The organism is Schinkia azotoformans (assembly GCF_035811335.1).
Taxonomy (GTDB): Bacteria; Bacillota; Bacilli; order Bacillales; family Bacillaceae_J; genus Schinkia; species Schinkia azotoformans.
In genome coordinates, this window is the sequence record NZ_JARSMD010000042.1 from 1 (window position 1) to 20,373 (window position 20,373).

The window sequence follows — 20,373 nt, forward strand, 5'->3', positions numbered from 1 at the left end:
ATTGTTTTTTATTTATGAACACTTTGAAATAAAGCTGCGATGTTTATAAAAAAGATGCGATATTTTAAAAAAAGTCACGATGTTTATAAAAAAGTTGCGAAGAAATACCTCTTTGGATATGATTGTCTAAAGGGGTGTTTTTTATGTCTAAAAGAACGAGAACATCTAAAATTGATAAATGGATTAAAGAAGGTCGTGGATCTGGGATAGGCTTAGATTATAAACCTTGGTTACATATTCAAGACGTCTCTTCATTAGGTCGCTCTACTCGATTGAAAGGAATAAAAACAGGAAGGCAGCACGAATTCTTGTCTGATTTGGAACGAAACTATTTTTATTTAACTGAATACTCAGATTTTGTTATTGATATAAGAGAACAATTTCCTTTATTGCCGTTGGAAGAAACAATTGTCATTGCAGATGAGTTAGGTATTAAACACCCTACAAATCCTAAAACGAATGAACCAATTGTGATGACAACGGATTTTTTATTAACGATAGATAAAGGACAAGGTGTGTTTGAAGTAGCCCGGACCATCAAGATGAAAGATGAACTATTAAAAGAGCGAGTGCTTGAGAAGTTTGAAATTGAAAGAGAGTATTGGCAGCGAAGAGACATCGATTGGGGTATTGTAACGGAAGAAGAAATTCCGAAAACGATGGCTCGCAATATTAGTTATATACATGACTATTATGATATTCGTGACTTTGATGCTTTTAGTGATATGAATGGGCAGCATATAGAGGATTTAGCGATGGCACTTCTTCAACGACTATTAAATACAGAAGAAACTATTCGTACAGTTACATCTACTTTTGATAAAGAGGTACATCTCCCATTAGGTAGCGGTGTGACACTGTTTTATCATTTGATAGCTCAAAAAATCATTAAGGTAAACATACTGGAGCCGATTAACATAGAACAACCAATAGTAATAGATTCAATTAATGAGATGAAACTAAAGCAGGTGAGATACGGATGATTTATATTAATCAAGTATTTCAGTACTTCTCTAATTCTAGAAGAATTCGTGTAATAGAAATTCAGGAATCATATGTTTATGTTGTCAATATTGATACTACAAGTGCCATGCCTATTAAAGAATTATATACATCGTTAGAAACAGACATTAAACAGGGGGAACTGTTAGCTGTCAGTGACCCATATGCTAAAGCAATTCCAGATGGAGAACTTACAGATGTTCAAATTAATAAGCGTGAGCAAGATTGGGATATAGTTGAGAAATTTATATTACCAAACATTAGTGAGCTACTACAGAAAAAAGGTAGAGAGCAAAAAATTTCTCAAATTGTTGAGCAAACTGGGTTAGGAAAAACAAAGGTAAAAAAACTCCTTAGCCGTTATTGGCAACGAGGTATGAATAAAAATGCTATGCTCCCTGATTATGCTAACTCTGGTGGTAGAGGAAAAACAAAAACATTAACGAAGGAAAAAGTCGGTCGGCCAAGAAGAGTAACTGTTAGTGGAGAATATCAAACAGGTATTAACATCACAGATGAATTGAAATTACAGTTTGAACTTGCAATTAATAAATACTATCGAACAACGAATAACTATTCCCTAAAAGATGTGTATCACTTTATTCTTCGTGATTTCTATTCAGATCGCTATAAAGAAAATGGCGAAATGAAGTATCGTGTATGGGAAGCTGATCGTATACCATCTTACAATCAGTTTTACTATTGGTTTAAGAAACAAGAAGACCCTAAAAAGGATATTCAATTTCGTAAAAGTGCTAAGGAATATGAACTAAAGCATCGTCCTATTTTAAGTGATTCAAAATCGGAAACAAATGGTCCCGGAACTCGTTTTCAAATTGATGCAACGATTGCTGATATTTATTTAGTAAGTTCTTTTGATGTGAATAGAGTGATTGGTCGCCCAGTTATTTATGCTGTGATTGATGTATATTCACGTATTATTACAGGGATATACGTTGGATTAGAAGGTCCTTCATGGATTGGCGCAATGATGGCATTGGATAATATGGTGGTGGATAAGGTTGAATTTTGTAGGGACTATGGTATTGAAATTACTGAAGAGCAATGGCCTACACATCATTTACCTGAAATAATAATTGCTGATAGAGGCGAATTCGAAGGCTACTCAGTAGAAAATTTAATTAATAACTTAAATATCAAAATCGAAAATACAACGGCTTATCGTGGTGATTTAAAAGGGATTGTTGAACGTAAATTCCGTACACTGAATGGAAAGATAAAACAAAAGGCCCCTGGAGCTATTCAAAAGGAATATCGTGAGCGGGGAGATCGAGACTATCGTTTAGACGCAACGTTGAATCTTAAAGAATTTACAGCTCTCATTATCACTCTAGTATTACATCATAATCATAAAATTATTGAAAAGTATCCAATGGAAAAAGAAATGATTGTTGATGGTGTTGTACCGACACCAGTTAACGTTTGGAATTGGGGCATCAAAAATCGTAAAGGAAGATTAAGAACTGTTGATCGTAATATTTTACGATTAAATGTATTACCGCGAGGAAAAGCAACGATTTCAAGAGCAGGAATTAAGTTTAAGAACTTGTTATACGGCTCAAGAAAGGCAATAGAAGAGCAATGGTACTTAAATTTAAAAAATAGAAGCATCGAAATAGTCTATGATCCACGTAATGTAGAAAAAATCTATATTCCACATGATGATGGTAGGGACTATGAGACTTGTATCCTACTTGAACCAAGCCAGCAATACAAGAATGACTATTTGGAGGAAATTATATTCCAGCAGCAATTAAGAAATGAACTTGAGGAAATTGAACGCTCTAATCAAGTGCAACTAACGATTAATACTGACGCAATGCTAGAAGATATCATTAAAAAAGCTGAAAAGAAGAAAAAACAATCACAGCATCAGCCAACAAGTAAAAGAGAAAAGCTAGCATCCATTAAAGAAAATAAAGCTGTTGAAAAAGAGCTTCATCGTCAAGTTGAGCATTTCGATTTAGAGGCTGAGGCTGAACAAGGTAGTGAAAGAGCTACAGTGACAGTGATTGACTTTGCAACAAAGGAAAAACTTGAAGATGAAACACCAAAAAAATCAACCTCACGTTTAATGGATAAATTACGGAAGAAGCGAGATGAGGAATTTGGAAAAGATAAATAATCTAGTTCTAAAAGGTGACTTTGAAAAAGCCGATTATAAGGAACAAGCTTTGTCTGAGTATAGTAATAATCCTTTTATTGAATCTCTTCCGCCAATTTTTAACGAAGACGATGTATTAGAACGATTTATGGTCACACCACGTATTACTGAACAAGATAAGCAAAGTGAGACAAACATTCGTTACCATGTACTGAAACGTATTAAAAATTTAATTCAACCATTGCCAATTCATTTTGAAGTTGAACGCCGTTTATCAACTTTAATTCGCAGAGGATACTTAGCACGTAATCCTTTAGATAAATCCTTTTTGGAACGTATTCGGGTGTTGCACCAGCTACGTGAAGATGAAGAAGAAGCATATAAATATATTGATGACAGATTGAATTATATTCGTTCAACAGCGGATAGTTTATCTATTATTGGAATTTCAGGCATTGGTAAAACGACTGCTATTGAACGTTTGCTGTTAATGTATCCGCAAGTCATTAAGCATGAATTGTATGAAGGGCAGCCTTTTAATCGAACTCAAATTGTCTGGCTAAAAATAGATTGTCCATATGACGGTAGTTTATCGACCTTATGTAAAAGTTTCTTCAAAGCAATTGATGATTTATTAGGTACACGTTATTTAGAAAAATTCGGTTATTTAAATCGTGTCACATCAACAATGCTGCTGCACATGACTTCATTGGCAAGTATGTACGGGATTGGCGTTCTTGTCATTGATGAAATTCAACATTTGCTGCATTCGAAAAATGACCAAGAGGAAATGTTAAATTTCTTTGTAACATTATCAAATACTGTAGGCATTCCAACCGTTTTAATCGGCACTTCTAAAGCACAACAGTTGTTTAAAGGGAACTTCAGGCAGGCTCGTCGTGCAGCGAGTGATGGATCAATTATTTGGGATCGAATGGCAGAGGATAGTGAAGAATGGGAATTCTTTTTGGAAACACTTTGGGAGTTCCAGTGCCTAAAGACACAGTCAGAGCTTACAGAGGACGTTAAAAAGACATTTTATGAGGAATGCCAAGGAATCACTTCAGTTGCGGTAAACTTGTTCATTTTGGCTCAAGAAAGGGCATTATTTGATGAAGCGAATGAAGAGGAAAAACTTACACCGAAAGTAATTAAGAAAACAGCAAGAGAGGATATGAAAATTATTCAACCGATGATGAATGCGCTACGTAAAAATGACCTGAAGGCTATGTATAAGTATGAGGATATAATGATTAATCTTGATGAGCTGATGATTAATCATAAGAGAAATACAGAATACGAAGGTCGCATTAAAGAAGCGATGAAAGAGCGACAGAATACAATGCAATATAAACGACAGGATACGATTGAAAATTTAAATGTTGAAGTAGCTTCTATTGGTATTTTTGATGCCCTCACTTCAAAAGAGATTCATAAAGTAGTAGAGAAAATTGTTGGAGAATCGACAATTGACACAGATTACAATGTACTAAAGGGTCAAGCAATTAAAGAATTAATGGAATTGAATCAAAAAGCAAAGGAACGAAAAGAAAAGCCAGCCCCATCTATGAAATTGCTGCCACTATTAGATATAAGAGAACGTGCATTGAAACAGAAAAAACACTCATATGAATTGTTATTAGCCCAAGGTTATATAAAAAATACTTTGAATGAGTTTTATTAGGCTATTGAGTATTTTTTAATTATATGAATCCGTAGAAAAGTGTTTAAAGACTTGACCTGGAACTTTTGTGGATATGGTTGGTCTTTAAAGGCAGAATTAGGTGTTTAATCAGGCGAGTTAGCCTATCATCCTTACCCCTCCAAGTAAAGTCCTATCGTTATTTACAATTAAATATGGTCAAAAATTATTCTGGATATAAGGTCAGTTTAATTGAATGAGGGAGGATAATATTGCTCACACAATAAGGTTATTTACTGCAAAAAAAGGAGTTAGTTGATTTACCATAATTTATGTTATAATTAGTACCAGGTAGTAATACTAACTTCTAATTTGTGTGGGGTGGGTTATATGATAGGAACAAGAATAACAGCAATTGGAACTTATGTACCAGAAAAGAAATTGACAAATTTTGAACTTGAACGAATAGTCGAAACTAATAATGAGTGGATAATTCAAAGAACAGGAATACAAGAAAGAAGAATTAGTCTCCCTAATGAATTTACCAGTGATTTGTGTGTAGCGGCTGTAAGGGATTTAATGCACAGATATAATAAAAAAGTTGATGATGTAGATATGATTATCGTAGCAACAAGCACTCCGGATTTTCCATTTCCATCTGTCTCAAGTATCATACAAGACCAATTAAATATATCCCAAACAGGAGCTATAGATTTAAGTGCGGCCTGTGCGGGATTTGTTTACGCATTGCATACCGCACACACTTATATTGCATCTGGACTCCACAAAAAAATACTTGTTATCGGGGCAGATACATTATCGAAAGTTACGGATTATACTGATAGAAGCACGTGTATTTTATTTGGTGATGGTGCGGGTGCGGTATTGGTTGAAAAGGATGAACAATCAAAAAGTTTTATTGGATTTCATTTGGGAAGTGATGGAAAAGGAGCACAGCATGTATACCGTCCTGGACTATCAAATAAAGTCAATGGGATTGAGTTGCTCGATACTCAATATCTTGTACAAAACGGTAGGGAGGTTTTTCGATGGGTTGTAAGGAATGTTCCTAATAGTGTAAAACAAATTTTGGAGAAAACGAAAACTAGTTTAGAACAAGTTGATTGGTTTATACCTCATAGTGCTAATTTAAGGTTAATCGAACCGATTTGCGAGAAATTAGAATTTCCAATGGAAAAAACCCTTTATAGCTTAGTCAATTTTGGAAATACTTCTGCTGCAACAATTCCTTTAGCTCTTGACCTTGGTATCCGTGAGGAAAAAGTTAAAAATGGGGACCAAGTTCTTATGTACGGTTTTGGGTCTGGTTTGGTCCATGCTGGTCAACTTTTAGAAATAAATTTTGACGAACAAATTAATGCTCCTTCAGCTTTATGATGACTATGGAAATTTCATTGATTAGACATGGGAAATCTAAGCAAATAGACGATAACCGAGTAAATTGTGAGGATTTCCAAAAGTGGATTAAAGAGTATGATAGTAGTGGAATTTTTGAAGAGGATTCTTACCCGCCAATAACACTTGAAAAAATAACAACAGCAAACATTTTGATTACAAGTGATTTGAAAAGGTCAATTGAGTCAGCAAGTTTATTAAATCAGAATAAGAATATAGGTGTCATTACTGATGCTTTATTTCGGGAAGTAGAATTGCCTACTTTTCCAAGAGAATTAGGGTTAAAACTAAGTCCAAATAGTTGGGCAGTTATTTTAAGATGTCTCTGGTTTAGCAGTTATTCAAGACAATGCGAGTCTTTGGCAAATGCAAAACTAAGAGCTAAAAAGGCATCTGAACAATTAGAAAAGTATGCAAGAGAGTATAAATCGGTTGTTTTAGTGGGACATGGATTTTTTAATAGATTGATTGCTGAGGAACTAAAGAAAATGGGATGGGAAGGTAATAGAAAATCAAGTGTTAAACACTGGAGTTGTACGACATATTCTTTATTGAACTAAACACCAGAGTTTTTCATAAAGGACTTAAAATATTTATGTGAAATTCAAAATATTATTATAGGGGCTGTAATGATGTTGGATATTCAAAAAGTTAAGGATGTTATTAGACATCGATATCCATTTCTTTTAGTAGATAGAATTTTAGAATTAGATGAAGGAAAAAGGGCAGTGGGAATAAAAAATGTGACAGCTAATGAGCATTTTTTTAATGGGCATTTTCCTGATTATCCTGTTATGCCAGGTGTATTAATCATTGAGGCATTAGCTCAAGTAAGTGCAGTTGTCATGCTAACTAAAGAAGGAAATCAAGGGCGATTGGGGCTTTTAGCTGGTATTGATAAATGTCGTTTTAAAAAGCAAGTAAGACCGGGTGACCAACTCCGTTTTGAGGTTGAAATTACGCGCATAAAAGGTCTATTTGGGAAAGGTAAGGGTGTTGCTTCTGTTGAAGGTGAATTAGTATGTGAGACAGAACTGATTTTTGCTTTTGGTAACTAATATACTAACTTAACTTCAGTATATTAGTTTTTTTCCAATAGGTGTGGAGGGCTACCCCTGGGTAGCCCTTATCTTATCTTAATAGTTATTATAAATTCAGACTAATAATTATATTGATTATCATTTAAGTGTTTTTAAAATTTTGATAAAACTCCCACCATTTTGGAAATTTATATCACTATACAGGACAAGTTAATTGGTTCACTATTACACTTTAATTTAATTGGAAAAATAAAAGGAATCATATTATAATAAAAACAGCACACACGTTCCCATATTTGAATGAATCAATTAAAAGGATGATGATGAATGCTACCTTTCTTCACAAACCCATATCCAGATGAGTTGTTGTTTTCAGCTATTGCACGTTATCACTTTTATAGTGGCAATATTGATTGTAAAGATACGTTGGAAGAGTTGTTTGGTAGTCGTTCTGTGATTCCGAGTGTGGAGATTGGTAGCCATTTTTCTATATTAGCAGAAAAACTTGGTTTCCATTATTCGATTGAAAACCTTTTGGCCAATCATACAATTTATCCTTACTATGCAATGTTCCTTAGTAAAGAACGCCAACTAGAAATATTACAAGATGTTGCAGAGGATGGACAAGGTCTTTACACAAGATTAGGTATGGTAGCTGGAAGCATATGTAGAAAAGAAGGTCTTTATTATTGAGCCGAATGTGTAAATCAAGACAATGATAAATATGGTGAGCCATTTATTCACCGTGAACATCAATTGCAAGGGATAAACTATTGTCCTCATCATGAATTGCCTTTACGAAAATACCCAGTGACAACAAATAGCAGAATTGAATACATTCGATTTGAATTAAAACAAATGAATTTATCAACCATCTATGAAGCAGATCCATATAAAGAAATTTCTCTACAATTATCAAAACAAGCCTATAAATTGTTACAAGTGCCATTACATCGAATTTCAAGAAAAGAAGTGGAGTTAAAATATCGTAAATTATTGCGGGAGAAACATTTATTGACAGTATCCAATCGAATACGTCAAAAAGTGTTGAATCAAATGTTTCAGATTAGTTTTTCAAAAGGCTTTTTAGAGAAGTATGAAAGTGATCTTGATATTGAAAATGAATATAACTGGTTAAAAGTAATTACTCGTAATACGAAACGCCATGTTCATCCGTTTAGACACTTACTAATGCTGTATTTTCTTGAGCAGGATGTTGATGATTTTATTAAGTTAAATACAGATGTAGGTACTTTTGGTAGAGGACCATTCCCTTGTTTAAATAAAGCAGCACCGCATTATCAAAAGCTAGTTATTCCAACCGTTGAAGTAACAAGAGATTTTAAAACAAATGCTCCAATTGGCACTTTTTCATGTTCTTGTGGATTTGTTTATGCTAGAAAAGATCCTGACCAATCGCCAGAAGACCGCCTGCGTGTAGGGAGGGTAAAACAATTTGGACACGCATGGCAAGAGAAATTGGAGCAATTAGCGAATGTGGGATTAAGTATAAGAGCAATTGCTAGAGAATTAGGTGTGGATTCTAAAACTGTTAAAAGGTATTTATCGGAAGATGTCGAAATAAGTAAAAGTGAGGTTGCGGCTAATCAAGGATTGCTGGCTCAGTACAAACAAGACATTGTAAAGCTGATAAAGCAATTTCCGCAATTATCACGCACAGCCTTACGAGCAAAATGTGAAAAACAATATATCTACTTATACCGTCATGATAAAGAATGGTTAATTGATGTATTGCCTTCAAGGAATAAGAAACAAGAACCTACGAAAATAGTTAATTGGTCTAAGCGTGATCAAGAATACATGACTAGAATAAAAAAGCTATATAAAGAACTGTTACAGCTAGAGAAACCAGTCCGTGTTACAAGGTCCTTAATCGGTAAAAGACTAGGAATTTTAGCGAATTTAGAACATCATTTAGAAAAGTTACCGAAAACGGAAAAGTTACTATCGGATATTACCGAATCTGTTCAACAATTTCAAATCCGCCGCTGTTGTAAGGTAATTGACAAAATGTTACTTGAAGATAATCAAGTACTACTTTGGAAGGTACAAAGAATAGCAGCAGTGAAGTCTCATCACTTCTATGAGATTAAGCCATATTTAGAGCACTATTTGCAGCAAAAGCAGGATGTGAAGAACAATGAGCAAACAACAAGTAAAACTGAATAATTGGCCATTTAAAAATGGAGAGCAAGCACAATTAACTTGGATTAGTTCTCCCTTTTTGCAAGAAAAGAAAATCATGATTTATGCTTATTTCAGGTTTAAAGGTAGAACAGAAAAGCTAATAGCAGATTGGGGTACTTTGCCGGCTTTAGCAATCCAGCATTACTATTTGAATGGTGATATTAGTAAAAGTGTCGCACCAGTAGGAACAGATGAAGTAGAAATAACCATTTGTCCCAATGATGTAACTTATTCTGAAAGAGAATGGAGTATATACGGTACAAATGATAAGGATAAGTCACGTAGCTTCATTGTTTCTTATAAAAATAAAAAATATATTCTCCCGTTAATTGAAGTCGTGAGAAGTATTTTAGCGCCTAATCGATTTTTACTTTATCGACTTTTTGAAACCAATTCCTTTCCACAATATTTTATTGAGCAGCACGAAGCGAATAAAATTCACCTCGATTTTTCATCACTGTATCATCGCAAATACACCCAAGATAATTATCTCTACCAATTAGTGTGGTTACTATCAAATCAAGATTTAAGAAGAGTATTTGAAAATGTAGCCTACACATTTGTCAATACAGGCATTTTAAAATTTGATTGGTTAATTACGCAGCCAATTGCAATTAAAGCGATCATTAAGCCTAGCTCGACTGGTGGCACAATACTTAAAATAACTAATGTTAAGAAAAAAAACATTCCATATACTGAAATTTCGTTTACACATCCTGAAATTATACAAACTGAAAAGTCAGGAGAAGCGAAAAAGTATACCCTTCATAGTAAGAATGGTAATGGCGGACAGCAAAGCGATTTAACGCTAGATGAAGAGGTTGATGGCACAACAGATAACTTCGATTTAATAGAAATGGATAATCAAATACATGAGTATGTGAAATTACCGAAAGTCACGAAAATTCGAAGAAATTCAAATAAGCAGCGTGACTTTGAAGATGAAAATACGAAGAAGTATTTTATCGATGATCAGGGTAAAAGAGCTACTTCTGATGTTGGTGGAAGTAAGGTTGCTAAAGGATTAGAAAATAAATCGCTTTATGATATTCAGGTAAAAGGAGAATTGGGAGATTTTATTAAAGTTCTAAAGTCGTTAGAGAACTATCCTGAAGTTCAGTCCATAAATGTTATTCAAGGGAGTTTGAAGGAGTTTTCTGATGCGAAACGGTGTGTTTATTTAAGTGATGGTGTTATGGAGAGGAAGTATGTGATTGCAGAGATTAAGCTGTTTCCAAATAAAGTAGCCAGTGTGGTCGAAGTTGAACGAGAAGATAGAGCGTTATCAACACTATTAGTTCGGCTAGAGAAGTCGCAAATAAAGGTAGACATCTATCAACGAAATTTTAGTAGGTTATTAAATAATAATGGCACCTGGGATAAGGAATTCTTATATTTTAATCAAATTAAATTTATTACTATGAAACATGGAAGAAAAAATATAGATTATAGAGCACGAAGATTATATCTTAAATTATTTGAAGTTTAAAATATTAATGAGGTGTTATATTCAATGATAATTTTAGAAAAAATGAAAATAAAAAATTATAGAAAGTTTCTTTGTGAGGAAATTACATTTGACGAGAATATTACAGCTATTGCTGGATCAAATAATTCAGGTAAAACGTCTGTTGTTGAATTATTATCTAATATTTTTATTGATAAGAAAGATACTTTAAAAATTGATGATATGCATGTAAAAGCTCGACTAGAAGATGAGGACTATATTAAATGGGTAATAGAAAATGAAGATTTAACTAGGGAAGAAAAAATAGAACAATTAGAAAATATGCATAGGAAGCTAAATAATATTGAAATTGATATTACTGTAAAATATACAATTGATACGGATGATCTACATTTATTTTCAAAGTTCTTAGCTGATGTAGACATTGAGAAAAGAAATTTTTATTTTAAATATTTGTATGAATATGAACCTGTAAAAGAAGAACAAATAATTGAAATCTTTGATGGCATGGCAGACTTTAGAGAAATATTTTCAAATTTAAATACCAAAGTTTATTATTGTGATGAAAATTTCAATAATGAAATACCGATTTCTAATCGTGCAGATTTCTATAGTTTATTTAATGTCCATTGTGTATACGCAATTAGAAAGCTATCAGATACTTCGGATGAAAAACAAAATTATTTAACTAAACAGTTATTGAATACGGTGAAAAATAATTCTCATTGGAAAAATAATTTGCAAAATCTTATAGGAGAAATCAATAAATTACTACTAGATCAAAATCTTTCTGAAGAGATTGATAATATTACAGTTAGTAATATAAAGGATACCTTAGAAAGCTTTGCAAAAACTAATGGTGGTAATTCTGGAAGTTTTGGAGTGGATTTTAAATTAGAAAGAAAAGATATAGAGAAAGTATTGTTAGATTTTACTCATATTTATTTTGAACAAGATACGGGATTAAGGATTAAAGAATCAAAACAAGGATTAGGTTATAGTAATTTAGTTTATTTATTATTAGAAATTCAAAGATTCAATGAAAAATTTGATTCAAGAAAGGTAAACTTGCTTATATTTGAAGAACCAGAAGCACATCTCCATCCACAAATGGAAAATGTATTTATTAGATATATAAGTGCTTTAAAAGTATCAAATAGGCAAAATATAAAAGTTTTAGAAAAAGTAGCGGTTAGTAATACTGGAGTTGATCTGGTAGAACTTGACTTGCAATCTAAAGATGATACATATGCTTATTTACAAATGTTAATTACAACTCACTCTTTAGAAATGACAAGAACAATAGAGATAGACAAAATGAGAATATTAAGGTCCAAAAATGTTCTTGAAACCAAGGTTTATGATTTGAATAGATTTCTAGAAGGAAGCAATAATAAAGTTTTTTACAAGAAATTCTTTCAATTTAATATCATAGAAATTATTTTTGCAGATAAAGCGATATTATTTGAAGGCGATGCAGAACGATTGTTGTTAAAATATTTAATTGCTAATGATAATGAATACGAAAACTTATCTTCACAATATATTTCTTATATTCAAGTTGGTGGTGCTTATGCTCATAAATACCTCGAATTGATAGAGTTTTTAAAAATAAAAACTTTAATATTTACAGATATAGACTATGAATATAGTTCAGAAAAGGATTTTCAAGAAATAGAAAGTGAATTAATGCAAGAATATAATGAACTTGAAATTATAAACAAAATTGAATCTCGAGAAACTACAAATGAAACAATTATTAAAATGGTAGATGAAAAAATTATAGAAAAAATTTTTAAAAAGGCCAGAGAAAAAATGGGAATTTATTTGTCTAATATAGAAGTTTGTTTGAAGTTCCAGACAGAAGAGGATGGATATTCAAGAACTTTAGAAGATGCAATTTTATATAATTTAGCAAGTGTAAAATCAGTATTTACTAGGATTACTAAAGAAGATTTTGCCGAGTTAAAAGAAATGAAAAGATTATCAATACCATATACTAAAAAAATAGAGACTAGTCTGAGAGATAGGGTAGATAAATTAAAAAATAAGACAGATTTTATGTATTCACTAATTGAATCTGGAGAAATAAAAAATGCAGTTCCGAATTATATTAAGGAGGGATTGGATTGGTTGAAAGATTAAATTTAGAACATAAGTTTACTTTAGTAAATTCACCTGCTGGGAGTGGTAAAACAACACTTATTACTAATACAGTTAGAGAGTTAGTTAAAGTGATAGATAGAAATATACTTTGTATCACATATACAAATAGAGCTGCAGATCAATTATTAAATAAAATAGATTATGAGAATGTTGAAATAGGAACAATCCACTCGTTCATAGGTCAGTTTATGAAATCATTTTTCAAATTGAAAGATATAATTGATCTTTATTTGGATATTTATAAAAAAGATATTGAATTTATTTTGTTTGATAATAATGAAAAGAGTATAGATAAGAGAAAGCGATATGCTGAAAAATTTGATATTCAAGTTGACGGGATAACTCTGAATACTATTAAGGAAAATATAAAATATTTAGAATATGGGGAAACACCATACAATTCATATCTTTATGGAAAACTTTCACATGACGATTTATTAAGTTTCACTAAAAAAGTAATGAGTAGATATCCTAAATTAAAAAGGGCCATGAGTTATAGATATTCTTATATTTTCATTGATGAATATCAAGATACAAGTTCAGAAATTCTAAATTTATTTTATGAGGTTACTTTACAGGGAGATACAAAATTAATTTTATTAGGGGATGAGATGCAACAAATTTATCCAGAAGCACTTGGAGATTTTCAAGAAATAATAGATGCTAATTTTATAAGGGATTTTACTTTAAGGAATAATTGGAGGTCTCAAAAATTTATTGTAGACGCTTTGAATAGTCTTTATTTCGATAGTACATATAAACAAGTGGCAAAAGTTGAAGCATTAGAAAAACCAAGGCTACATATAATACCGAATATATCTGAAGTGGATATAAGTGAGAATGTTTTACAGTTGGTACTATTAAATAGCGATTTATTTAAAGCTATTGATGCCTATAATTTATTTTCAGCCTATAATATTAGATATCCCCAATACCATAAATATAAAGTTAAAGATATTCTCTCTGATATGACTATTGATAACTATGATGATTTAATAGGGTTATTAGTTTTCACTATAGAAATTTGTATATTATATGGAGAAAAAAGGTTTAGTGAGCTTATAGAAAAGAGTAAAAAACCGAGATTTTCCAACAAGGAAATATGGTATATAAAAAATCATTTAGAAAAAAAAGAGTTGAATAGACACCTTAATGAACTGTGTCAATTCATTAAACAAGATATTACGATAGGTAAGTGTTTAGAGTATTTAAAGAAAAATATACTATTTATAGAATCATCGATTAATGAGGTTGTTGAAAATATTGGATATGAGGAGGGTTTTCAAGATAAAATTATAGAAACAAAATTACAAGAATTTATCAATTGTTATATAGAAATGAAAAAACCTAGGTTTTCAACGCAGCATGCAGTAAAAGGAGAAGGGCATGATAATGTTGTTCTAAAAATTTCTGACGGAAATAATGCGAGTGTTAATGTCAAAATGTATTTCTTTTTAGAACTTTTCTCCAAGGGTTTGTTTGAATATAATAATATTAAGCAAATCAGTAAAAGGATAAATAAAGCTTTTGATGAGTTTGTTCAAATGACAAATATTACTCCCTCATCAAGTGAACTAAAGGCAGATTTATTTAATGAATTAAAAGGAATTTGTGATGGATTTATTGGAAAATTAGAAGAAGCTTTATTAATAGATATACAAATATATAATTTGTTTTATAAAGAAATCTTTTTAAAGTACAAAAAAAAGCCAGGAGTTACTTCCTTTAAAAATTGCGCAAAAGAAGCAAAAAAAATAGCTGCAGTTCTATTAGCATATAAATTATTTTATGTTGGATGTTCTCGAGCAAAGAAAGAACTAAATATATATTTAACTGATAGAGATGTTATAAACTATAAAGATGAATTAATAAAAAAATTTGAATCAATAGGTTTTAGTGTGCCAAATGTGAATGTTGAGGTTTAAACTAAGTTGTTTTGATCAAACTTTTTTATAAAATTTAAATTGATTATTTAAAACCATTGTCCAATTTTGATCAATCTTTGTTAAAAATGTTTAGGTTTCTTCTATGATAAAATCAATGTTTGCAACTAACTTTTAATCAAACTTTATTCCAAAGCTACAGGGGGCGGGAACTGTGTCCCATTTTGTTTAAAGGAAATGAAATCGGGGGGATCTATTTAAATGAGACTTATTATGGCAAAGGATTATGAAGATTTAAGTAAACAGGCTGCGGACTATTTTATCAAGAAAATCCAAGGTTCACCTGCTATGACAATTGGTTTAGCAACCGGGTCGACTCCAGAAGGAATGTATCGATATCTTGTGCGGGATTACAAAGAAAATCGTATATCTTTTCGTAACATTACAACTTTCAATCTAGATGAATATGTTGGGCTAGATGGTAATAATAAAAATAGTTACCAGTTTTTTATGAATGATCATCTTTTTAATCATATTGATATTGAAAAGTCAAATGCCCACATTCCCGGTGGAATCTCGAAAGATATCTCTGCAGATTGTGCTACATATGAGCAATTGATTAAAAAGCATGGGGGGATTGACCTGCAATTGCTTGGCATTGGCGGAAACGGTCATATCGGCTTTAATGAACCGGGCTCATCCTTCCAATCAAGAACTCGTATTGTAGAGTTGACGGACAAAACGCGAAGAGACAATGCCCGATTCTTTAATAGCTTTGAAGAAGTACCTACAGAAGCGGTTACAATGGGAATGGGGACAATTTTAGAAAGTAAAGAAATTTTAATGCTTATTTCAGGTGAGGGAAAAAGAGAGGCAGCTCGGATGTTACTAAGCGGAAACGTTAATGAAGACTTCCCAGCTTCAGCCCTACACAAACACCCCAATGCAATTGTCATTGCCGATGAAGCAGCGTTGGCAGATGTACCTGCTGATCTATTAAAAGCATACTTATAATGGGACAGAGGGTCGGGAACTGTGTCCCATTCTGGTTACTTCGGAGATGTTGCCTATGAAGAAAATATTAATACTTGCTACTGGTAGGACAATTGCCTCTGTGGAGGGAAATGAGGGACTTACTCCGGAATTATCGGTTGAAGAATTGCTGAAGTTCCTTCCTAAAACACCAGGTAGTGTGAAGATCGATGGTAAAGTCTTAATGAATATTGACAGTACGAATATGCAGCCTGAGCACTGGGTAAAAATTGCCGAGTCAGTTTATGAGAATTATGATAATTACGACGGATTTGTGATTACACACGGAACTGATACGTTAGCTTATACATCCTCTGCGCTGTCCTATATGCTTCAAGGCCTGGATAAACCAGTGGTATTGACTGGCTCGCAAGTTCCAATCAGCTTTAAAAAAATGATGCCAAGAAAAATATTGCGGATGCCTTACGATTCACCTGCGAGGATATTGGCGGTGTATTTATCGTTTTTGATAGTCGCGTGATTCTAGGAACGCGGTCTGTTAAAATGCGAACAAAAAGCTATGATGCGTTTGAAAGTATTAACCACCCATATGTTGCTTCTGTAAAAAAAGGTGGAGTGAAATATCACTGGAAACCCGCACCCACTGTAAAAAGGTTGTATTCAATCCGAATATATGCACGGATGTATTTCTAATGAAATTATATCCTGGTGTTAAGCCAGAGATTTTTGACTGTATAAAGGATCTATACAAAGGGATTATTATTGAAAGCTTCGGAAACGGCGGGCTTCCCTTTGCCGGAAGAAATCTACTTGAGAAAGTCCAGGATCTAACGGAAAAGGGAATCGCTGTCGTCATTACGACCCAATGCCTTGAAGAAGGCGAGGACTTGCTCCTGTATGAAGTGGGACGCAAGGTAGCTCAGTATAATGTTATTTTATCAGGAGACATGAACACGGAGGCCATCGTTGCCAAATTAATGTGGGCGCTTGGGCAGACTGATTCTATAGCTAAGGTCAAGCAGATCATTGAAACACCATTGGCTGGAGATTTGACTGGGACATAGGGTCGGGAACTGTGTCCCATCCCATATTTAGTTAAACATTAAACTGTCCCATATAGAACCAGTGCGAGAATCCACATTGAATTGGATATCTTCCTACCATATGTAAATAAAATAACCGAAAATCCTCTTTAAGATATAAGAGGATTTTCGGTTATTTTATTTTTCTTCATTATATTCAATAATCGGTTTAATCACTTGAGCGATAAGTTTTATTTTCTCTGGAGAACAGCCTTTAATCATATCAATAATTTCATTTTGAAGGAAATCAGTAGCTTCCTTGTTTGCTCCGCTAATAATATACTCTGGTTCTGTCTCTAAGACTTTGCATATTTGAGAGAGCCTATCTAGACTAATCGGTGTTTTACCTCGTTCAATTTTGCTGATATAAGCAGAAGATACACCAATCCTTTCTGCAAATTGTTCTTGAGTTATTCCTTTTTTATCCCTTGAGTCTTTTATTCTCTTCCCAATTAATGAGCGTTCAAACCCCATAATAATCACCCAATAAAAAATATAGCAAGTAACTTTCACTTGAAACCATGCATGTATATTCAAATTGAACCTATAGGTTAATAATTGAGTATTGCGGATAGAATGAGCCAGCTGTGCGGAGTTTTGAGCCACTGTTTGCGGAAGATTAAGCCACTATAAGTGCGCGAAAGGGAGCCACTAGAACTGATTCTGTTCTAATGGCTGTTTGTCTTATCTAAATCTTTTATTCTCTACTTGCCTATCAATAATCTCAATTGCCCAGCGTACAAGTTCATCATGATCTAAATCCTCTTCCTTAGTCCATATGCATGCCGGTAATAGTCTATCTTCAACTTTAGACATCACATCATCAGGTAAATACCTATGGAGAAAGTACTTTGCTATACGGTTTTCAACTTCAGTCGGTATCATTTGGATCCTACCAATCCATGACGTTCTCTCATAGAGATTTCACCATCAACCAGAATCTTATAGGAGTCATGGACAATGCGGTCAAGAATCGCGTCAGCCACTTGTGCCTGTCCTAGTTTCGCGTGCCATCCTTCTGGAGAAAATTGAGAACAGAAAATAGTAGATGCTCTCTTTAGCCTTGACTCTATAATCTCCAACACATGAAGTACATGTTCCTCTGAAAGCTCTGTTAATAACCACTCATCCAGTATCAATAAATCAATCGATCTATATTTTTGAATTAACTTACGGAAGCTACCATCTGCTTCATACTTCGCTACTGCTAGTTCATCAAGTAATTCTGGTAATCTAATATATTTTACTTTATAAAATTGACGACACGCATGAACCCCGAATGCATTGGCAATCCATGTTTTTCCGTTTCCTGATGCACCCATTAAAATGATGTTATGGTGGTTTTGAATATAATTCCCTGTAGCTAACTCTAGGATTAGGTTTTTATCTAGCTTGCGATCAGGATGATACTCTATATCTTCAATTGCTGCTGTTGGCTCTTTGAACGTCGCAAGTTTAATTAATCGTTCAAGCCTATTCGATTTACGTCTATCATACTCATAATCGACCAATAGATTGAACCGATCATCAAAATCCATGCTTTTGTAATCTTTATTCTGACTTTGTTGCTGATATAATTCTGCCATCGCACCCATTTTCATTTCTATTAATTTACGTAAAGTTTCTTCGTTCATCATTTATTATCCCTCCCAAAGTATTTAGCCCCACGTACAAATCCGTAGTCATTAGAGTTGGTGCCATGGCTATTAATATCCGCCTTTTGATCTTGTTTTCGCTTCTTATTTCTTTCAAGTATGCTTTTTAAAACAGAAACCGTAGGATTTGTTGATATTTCAAGTAGTGTCTCTGTTGCTTTTTCGATTTCTTGCTTTGTGTATTTTGCAGATAAATTCCTTAATGTACTAAGGGTATTTAGTGCTTTCTTCTCTACATTCACTTCCAAGATACTAGAAACAAATTGAGTCATGAATGGCCCAATCGTTTCTGCCCACTTCCGATTATTTTCAGGATTATGTTCTAGATATAATCGGTGGTTATCTGGCATATGGTCAGTGTTTGTCGAATACTGACCAATCTCACCTTTTAATCGCTTATGAGATGCAATTCGGGCCTCTTTGAAGTAAACTTCAATTAAATCCGTGGTTAGTCGTATATCGACGTACTCTCGGACATAATCATAAGGAACGGAATAATACATTCGTTCAACTTGGATGTGGTAGTTCAGTTGAACTTTTGCTGTTTTCCATTCCGTAAGCTTGTATCGTGTTTGAGGAAGCTGTTGAAGGTAGGATTTCTCTTCTTCCTCAAACACCTTTTTACGTGAACCCGGTCGCTTTTGAAAATTGATACTATTAATTTCCTCCAATTTTTCAAAAATTTTCTGATTCAAATCTTCGATATGAAAACACTGATAGTTTCTTAGTGGAGCCAAAATCTGTCGAGAAATATATCCGACTGTCCCTTCGACACTTGCTTTATCTTTTGGCCTTCGAACACGGCTTGGGACAATGACTGTATGATAATAATCTGCTAGTTCACGATAGGCTTCATTGAGAATGGGCTCACCTCGAAGCGCTTTCGTAACCCCTGTTTTTAAATTGTCTGGAACCAATGTTTCAGGAACTCCCCCAAAATACTCCAATGCATGGATATGCGCTAGTAACCAATTAGTTGATTTCATATCTAGAAAAGCTTCGACATAACTGTATTGACTGTAAGGCAAGGATGCAATAAAGACATAGGCTGGAATTACTTCACCTGTTGAACGATCCATAATTTCTAGCGTGGTCCCAGCCCAATCTACCTCCATGACCTCACCCGGTTTTCTGCGAATGGGCATTGTTAATTTATATTTCTTCGCATATTGCCCATACTTTTCGCAAAAGGTTCGATAAGCATAGGGAATCTTCCCACCTTCACGTGCTTCCGCCGCGTACTCATGATGCAATAATATCAAGGTAACATTCTTTTTTTGTAGCTCCTTATGCACTTCTTCCCAGTTAACAGGGAAATAGCCTTTCTCAAGAGCTTGTTTCTCAGGAAAGAGAAACGCTTCTAGCCATGGATTAGTCATTGTATCGTTCAAACTTTCAACACCAAGCCTTCTGGCGCGATGAACGACATCAGAGACTGTATTCCTTGAATGCCCAGTGCTAGAACTAATGGTTCTTTGACTGACTCCTTCAAAATGCAGTTCCAGAATCTTACGACAATTAACCATAAAAAAACCTCCTGTATAATAGTGTCATGCTTGTTTGCATGCGACTTCATTATACAGGAGGCTATTCTATAGTGGCTCTCTATTCCGCAAAAGCTGGCTCTTTTCCCCGCAAGGGGTGGCTCAAAATTCCGCATAAGTGGCTCAATTTATCTGCAATAATCAATAAT

At 33.6% G+C, this 20,373-nt stretch carries 16 protein-coding genes and 1 pseudogene; 13 read left to right on the forward strand and 4 right to left on the reverse strand.

What is annotated here, in order from left to right; genetic code table 11:
* Positions 1–143 precede the first annotated feature (143 nt).
* The 13 genes and pseudogenes from P9E47_RS20335 (at position 144) to P9E47_RS20395 (ending at position 17,007) form a co-directional block, all read left to right on the forward strand.
* Positions 144–983 (forward strand): TnsA endonuclease N-terminal domain-containing protein, encoded by an 840-nt coding sequence (locus P9E47_RS20335; protein ID WP_326164573.1) that lies wholly within the window; start codon positions 144–146, stop codon positions 981–983.
* Complete coding sequence (locus P9E47_RS20340; protein WP_326164576.1) at positions 980–3,148, forward strand: Mu transposase C-terminal domain-containing protein; 2,169 nt, start codon at positions 980–982, stop codon at positions 3,146–3,148. The genes P9E47_RS20335 and P9E47_RS20340 overlap by 4 nt, the downstream gene beginning before the upstream one ends.
* Positions 3,123–4,811: an ATP-binding protein gene (locus P9E47_RS20345; RefSeq protein ID WP_326164579.1), complete on the forward strand. Its 1,689-nt coding sequence runs from the start codon at positions 3,123–3,125 to the stop codon at positions 4,809–4,811. The genes P9E47_RS20340 and P9E47_RS20345 overlap by 26 nt, the downstream gene beginning before the upstream one ends.
* Before the next feature lie 348 nt (positions 4,812–5,159).
* On the forward strand, positions 5,160–6,167 hold the full coding sequence (locus tag P9E47_RS20350) for a ketoacyl-ACP synthase III (RefSeq protein ID WP_326164580.1): 1,008 nt from the start codon (positions 5,160–5,162) through the stop codon (positions 6,165–6,167).
* A 5-nt stretch (positions 6,168–6,172) separates the two neighbouring features.
* Positions 6,173–6,745 carry a histidine phosphatase family protein gene (locus tag P9E47_RS20355; protein WP_326164582.1) on the forward strand — a complete coding sequence of 191 codons (573 nt, stop codon included), beginning with the start codon at positions 6,173–6,175 and terminating at the stop codon, positions 6,743–6,745.
* 72 nt (positions 6,746–6,817) lie between these two features.
* Positions 6,818–7,243, forward strand: coding sequence for a 3-hydroxyacyl-ACP dehydratase FabZ (gene fabZ / locus P9E47_RS20360; RefSeq protein WP_326164585.1), 426 nt, complete (start codon positions 6,818–6,820; stop codon positions 7,241–7,243).
* Positions 7,244–7,552: 309 nt separating this feature from the next.
* Complete coding sequence (locus P9E47_RS20365; protein WP_326164588.1) at positions 7,553–7,918, forward strand: TniQ family protein; 366 nt, start codon at positions 7,553–7,555, stop codon at positions 7,916–7,918.
* Between the two features lie 117 nt (positions 7,919–8,035).
* Entirely contained in the window at positions 8,036–9,415 is a 1,380-nt protein-coding gene (locus P9E47_RS20370; protein ID WP_326164591.1) for a TnsD family Tn7-like transposition protein, read from the forward strand.
* A complete protein-coding gene (locus P9E47_RS20375) occupies positions 9,387–10,922 on the forward strand; it encodes a Tn7-like element transposition protein TnsE (protein WP_326164593.1) in 1,536 nt (511 codons plus the stop codon). Before P9E47_RS20370 ends, P9E47_RS20375 begins: the two co-directional genes overlap by 29 nt.
* Before the next feature lie 24 nt (positions 10,923–10,946).
* Complete coding sequence (locus P9E47_RS20380; RefSeq protein ID WP_326164594.1) at positions 10,947–13,046, forward strand: ATP-dependent nuclease; 2,100 nt, start codon at positions 10,947–10,949, stop codon at positions 13,044–13,046.
* Entirely contained in the window at positions 13,031–14,992 is a 1,962-nt protein-coding gene (locus P9E47_RS20385) for an ATP-dependent helicase (protein WP_326164596.1), read from the forward strand. The genes P9E47_RS20380 and P9E47_RS20385 overlap by 16 nt, the downstream gene beginning before the upstream one ends.
* Positions 14,993–15,211: 219 nt before the next feature.
* Positions 15,212–15,964: a glucosamine-6-phosphate deaminase gene (gene nagB, locus P9E47_RS20390; RefSeq protein WP_326164598.1), complete on the forward strand. Its 753-nt coding sequence runs from the start codon at positions 15,212–15,214 to the stop codon at positions 15,962–15,964.
* A 55-nt stretch (positions 15,965–16,019) separates the two neighbouring features.
* Positions 16,020–17,007 (forward strand): annotated as a pseudogene (locus tag P9E47_RS20395) (asparaginase).
* Between the two features lie 156 nt (positions 17,008–17,163).
* Here P9E47_RS20395 and P9E47_RS20400 read toward each other — a convergent pair.
* The 4 genes from P9E47_RS20400 to istA all read right to left on the reverse strand — a co-directional run bounded on the left by P9E47_RS20400 (position 17,164) and on the right by istA (position 20,206).
* Positions 17,164–17,499 (reverse strand): helix-turn-helix domain-containing protein, encoded by a 336-nt coding sequence (locus P9E47_RS20400; protein WP_326164600.1) that lies wholly within the window; start codon positions 17,497–17,499, stop codon positions 17,164–17,166.
* A 210-nt stretch (positions 17,500–17,709) separates the two neighbouring features.
* The gene (locus tag P9E47_RS20405) at positions 17,710–17,910 is read right to left on the reverse strand and encodes a hypothetical protein (protein ID WP_326164603.1); all 201 of its coding nucleotides are present in this window, start codon (positions 17,908–17,910) and stop codon (positions 17,710–17,712) included.
* A complete protein-coding gene (istB, locus tag P9E47_RS20410; RefSeq protein ID WP_326164605.1) occupies positions 17,907–18,662 on the reverse strand; it encodes an IS21-like element helper ATPase IstB in 756 nt (251 codons plus the stop codon). The genes P9E47_RS20405 and istB overlap by 4 nt, the downstream gene beginning before the upstream one ends.
* A complete protein-coding gene (gene istA, locus P9E47_RS20415) occupies positions 18,659–20,206 on the reverse strand; it encodes an IS21 family transposase (RefSeq protein WP_326164608.1) in 1,548 nt (515 codons plus the stop codon). Before istA ends, istB begins: the two co-directional genes overlap by 4 nt.
* Between the last annotated feature and the right edge of the window lie 167 nt (positions 20,207–20,373).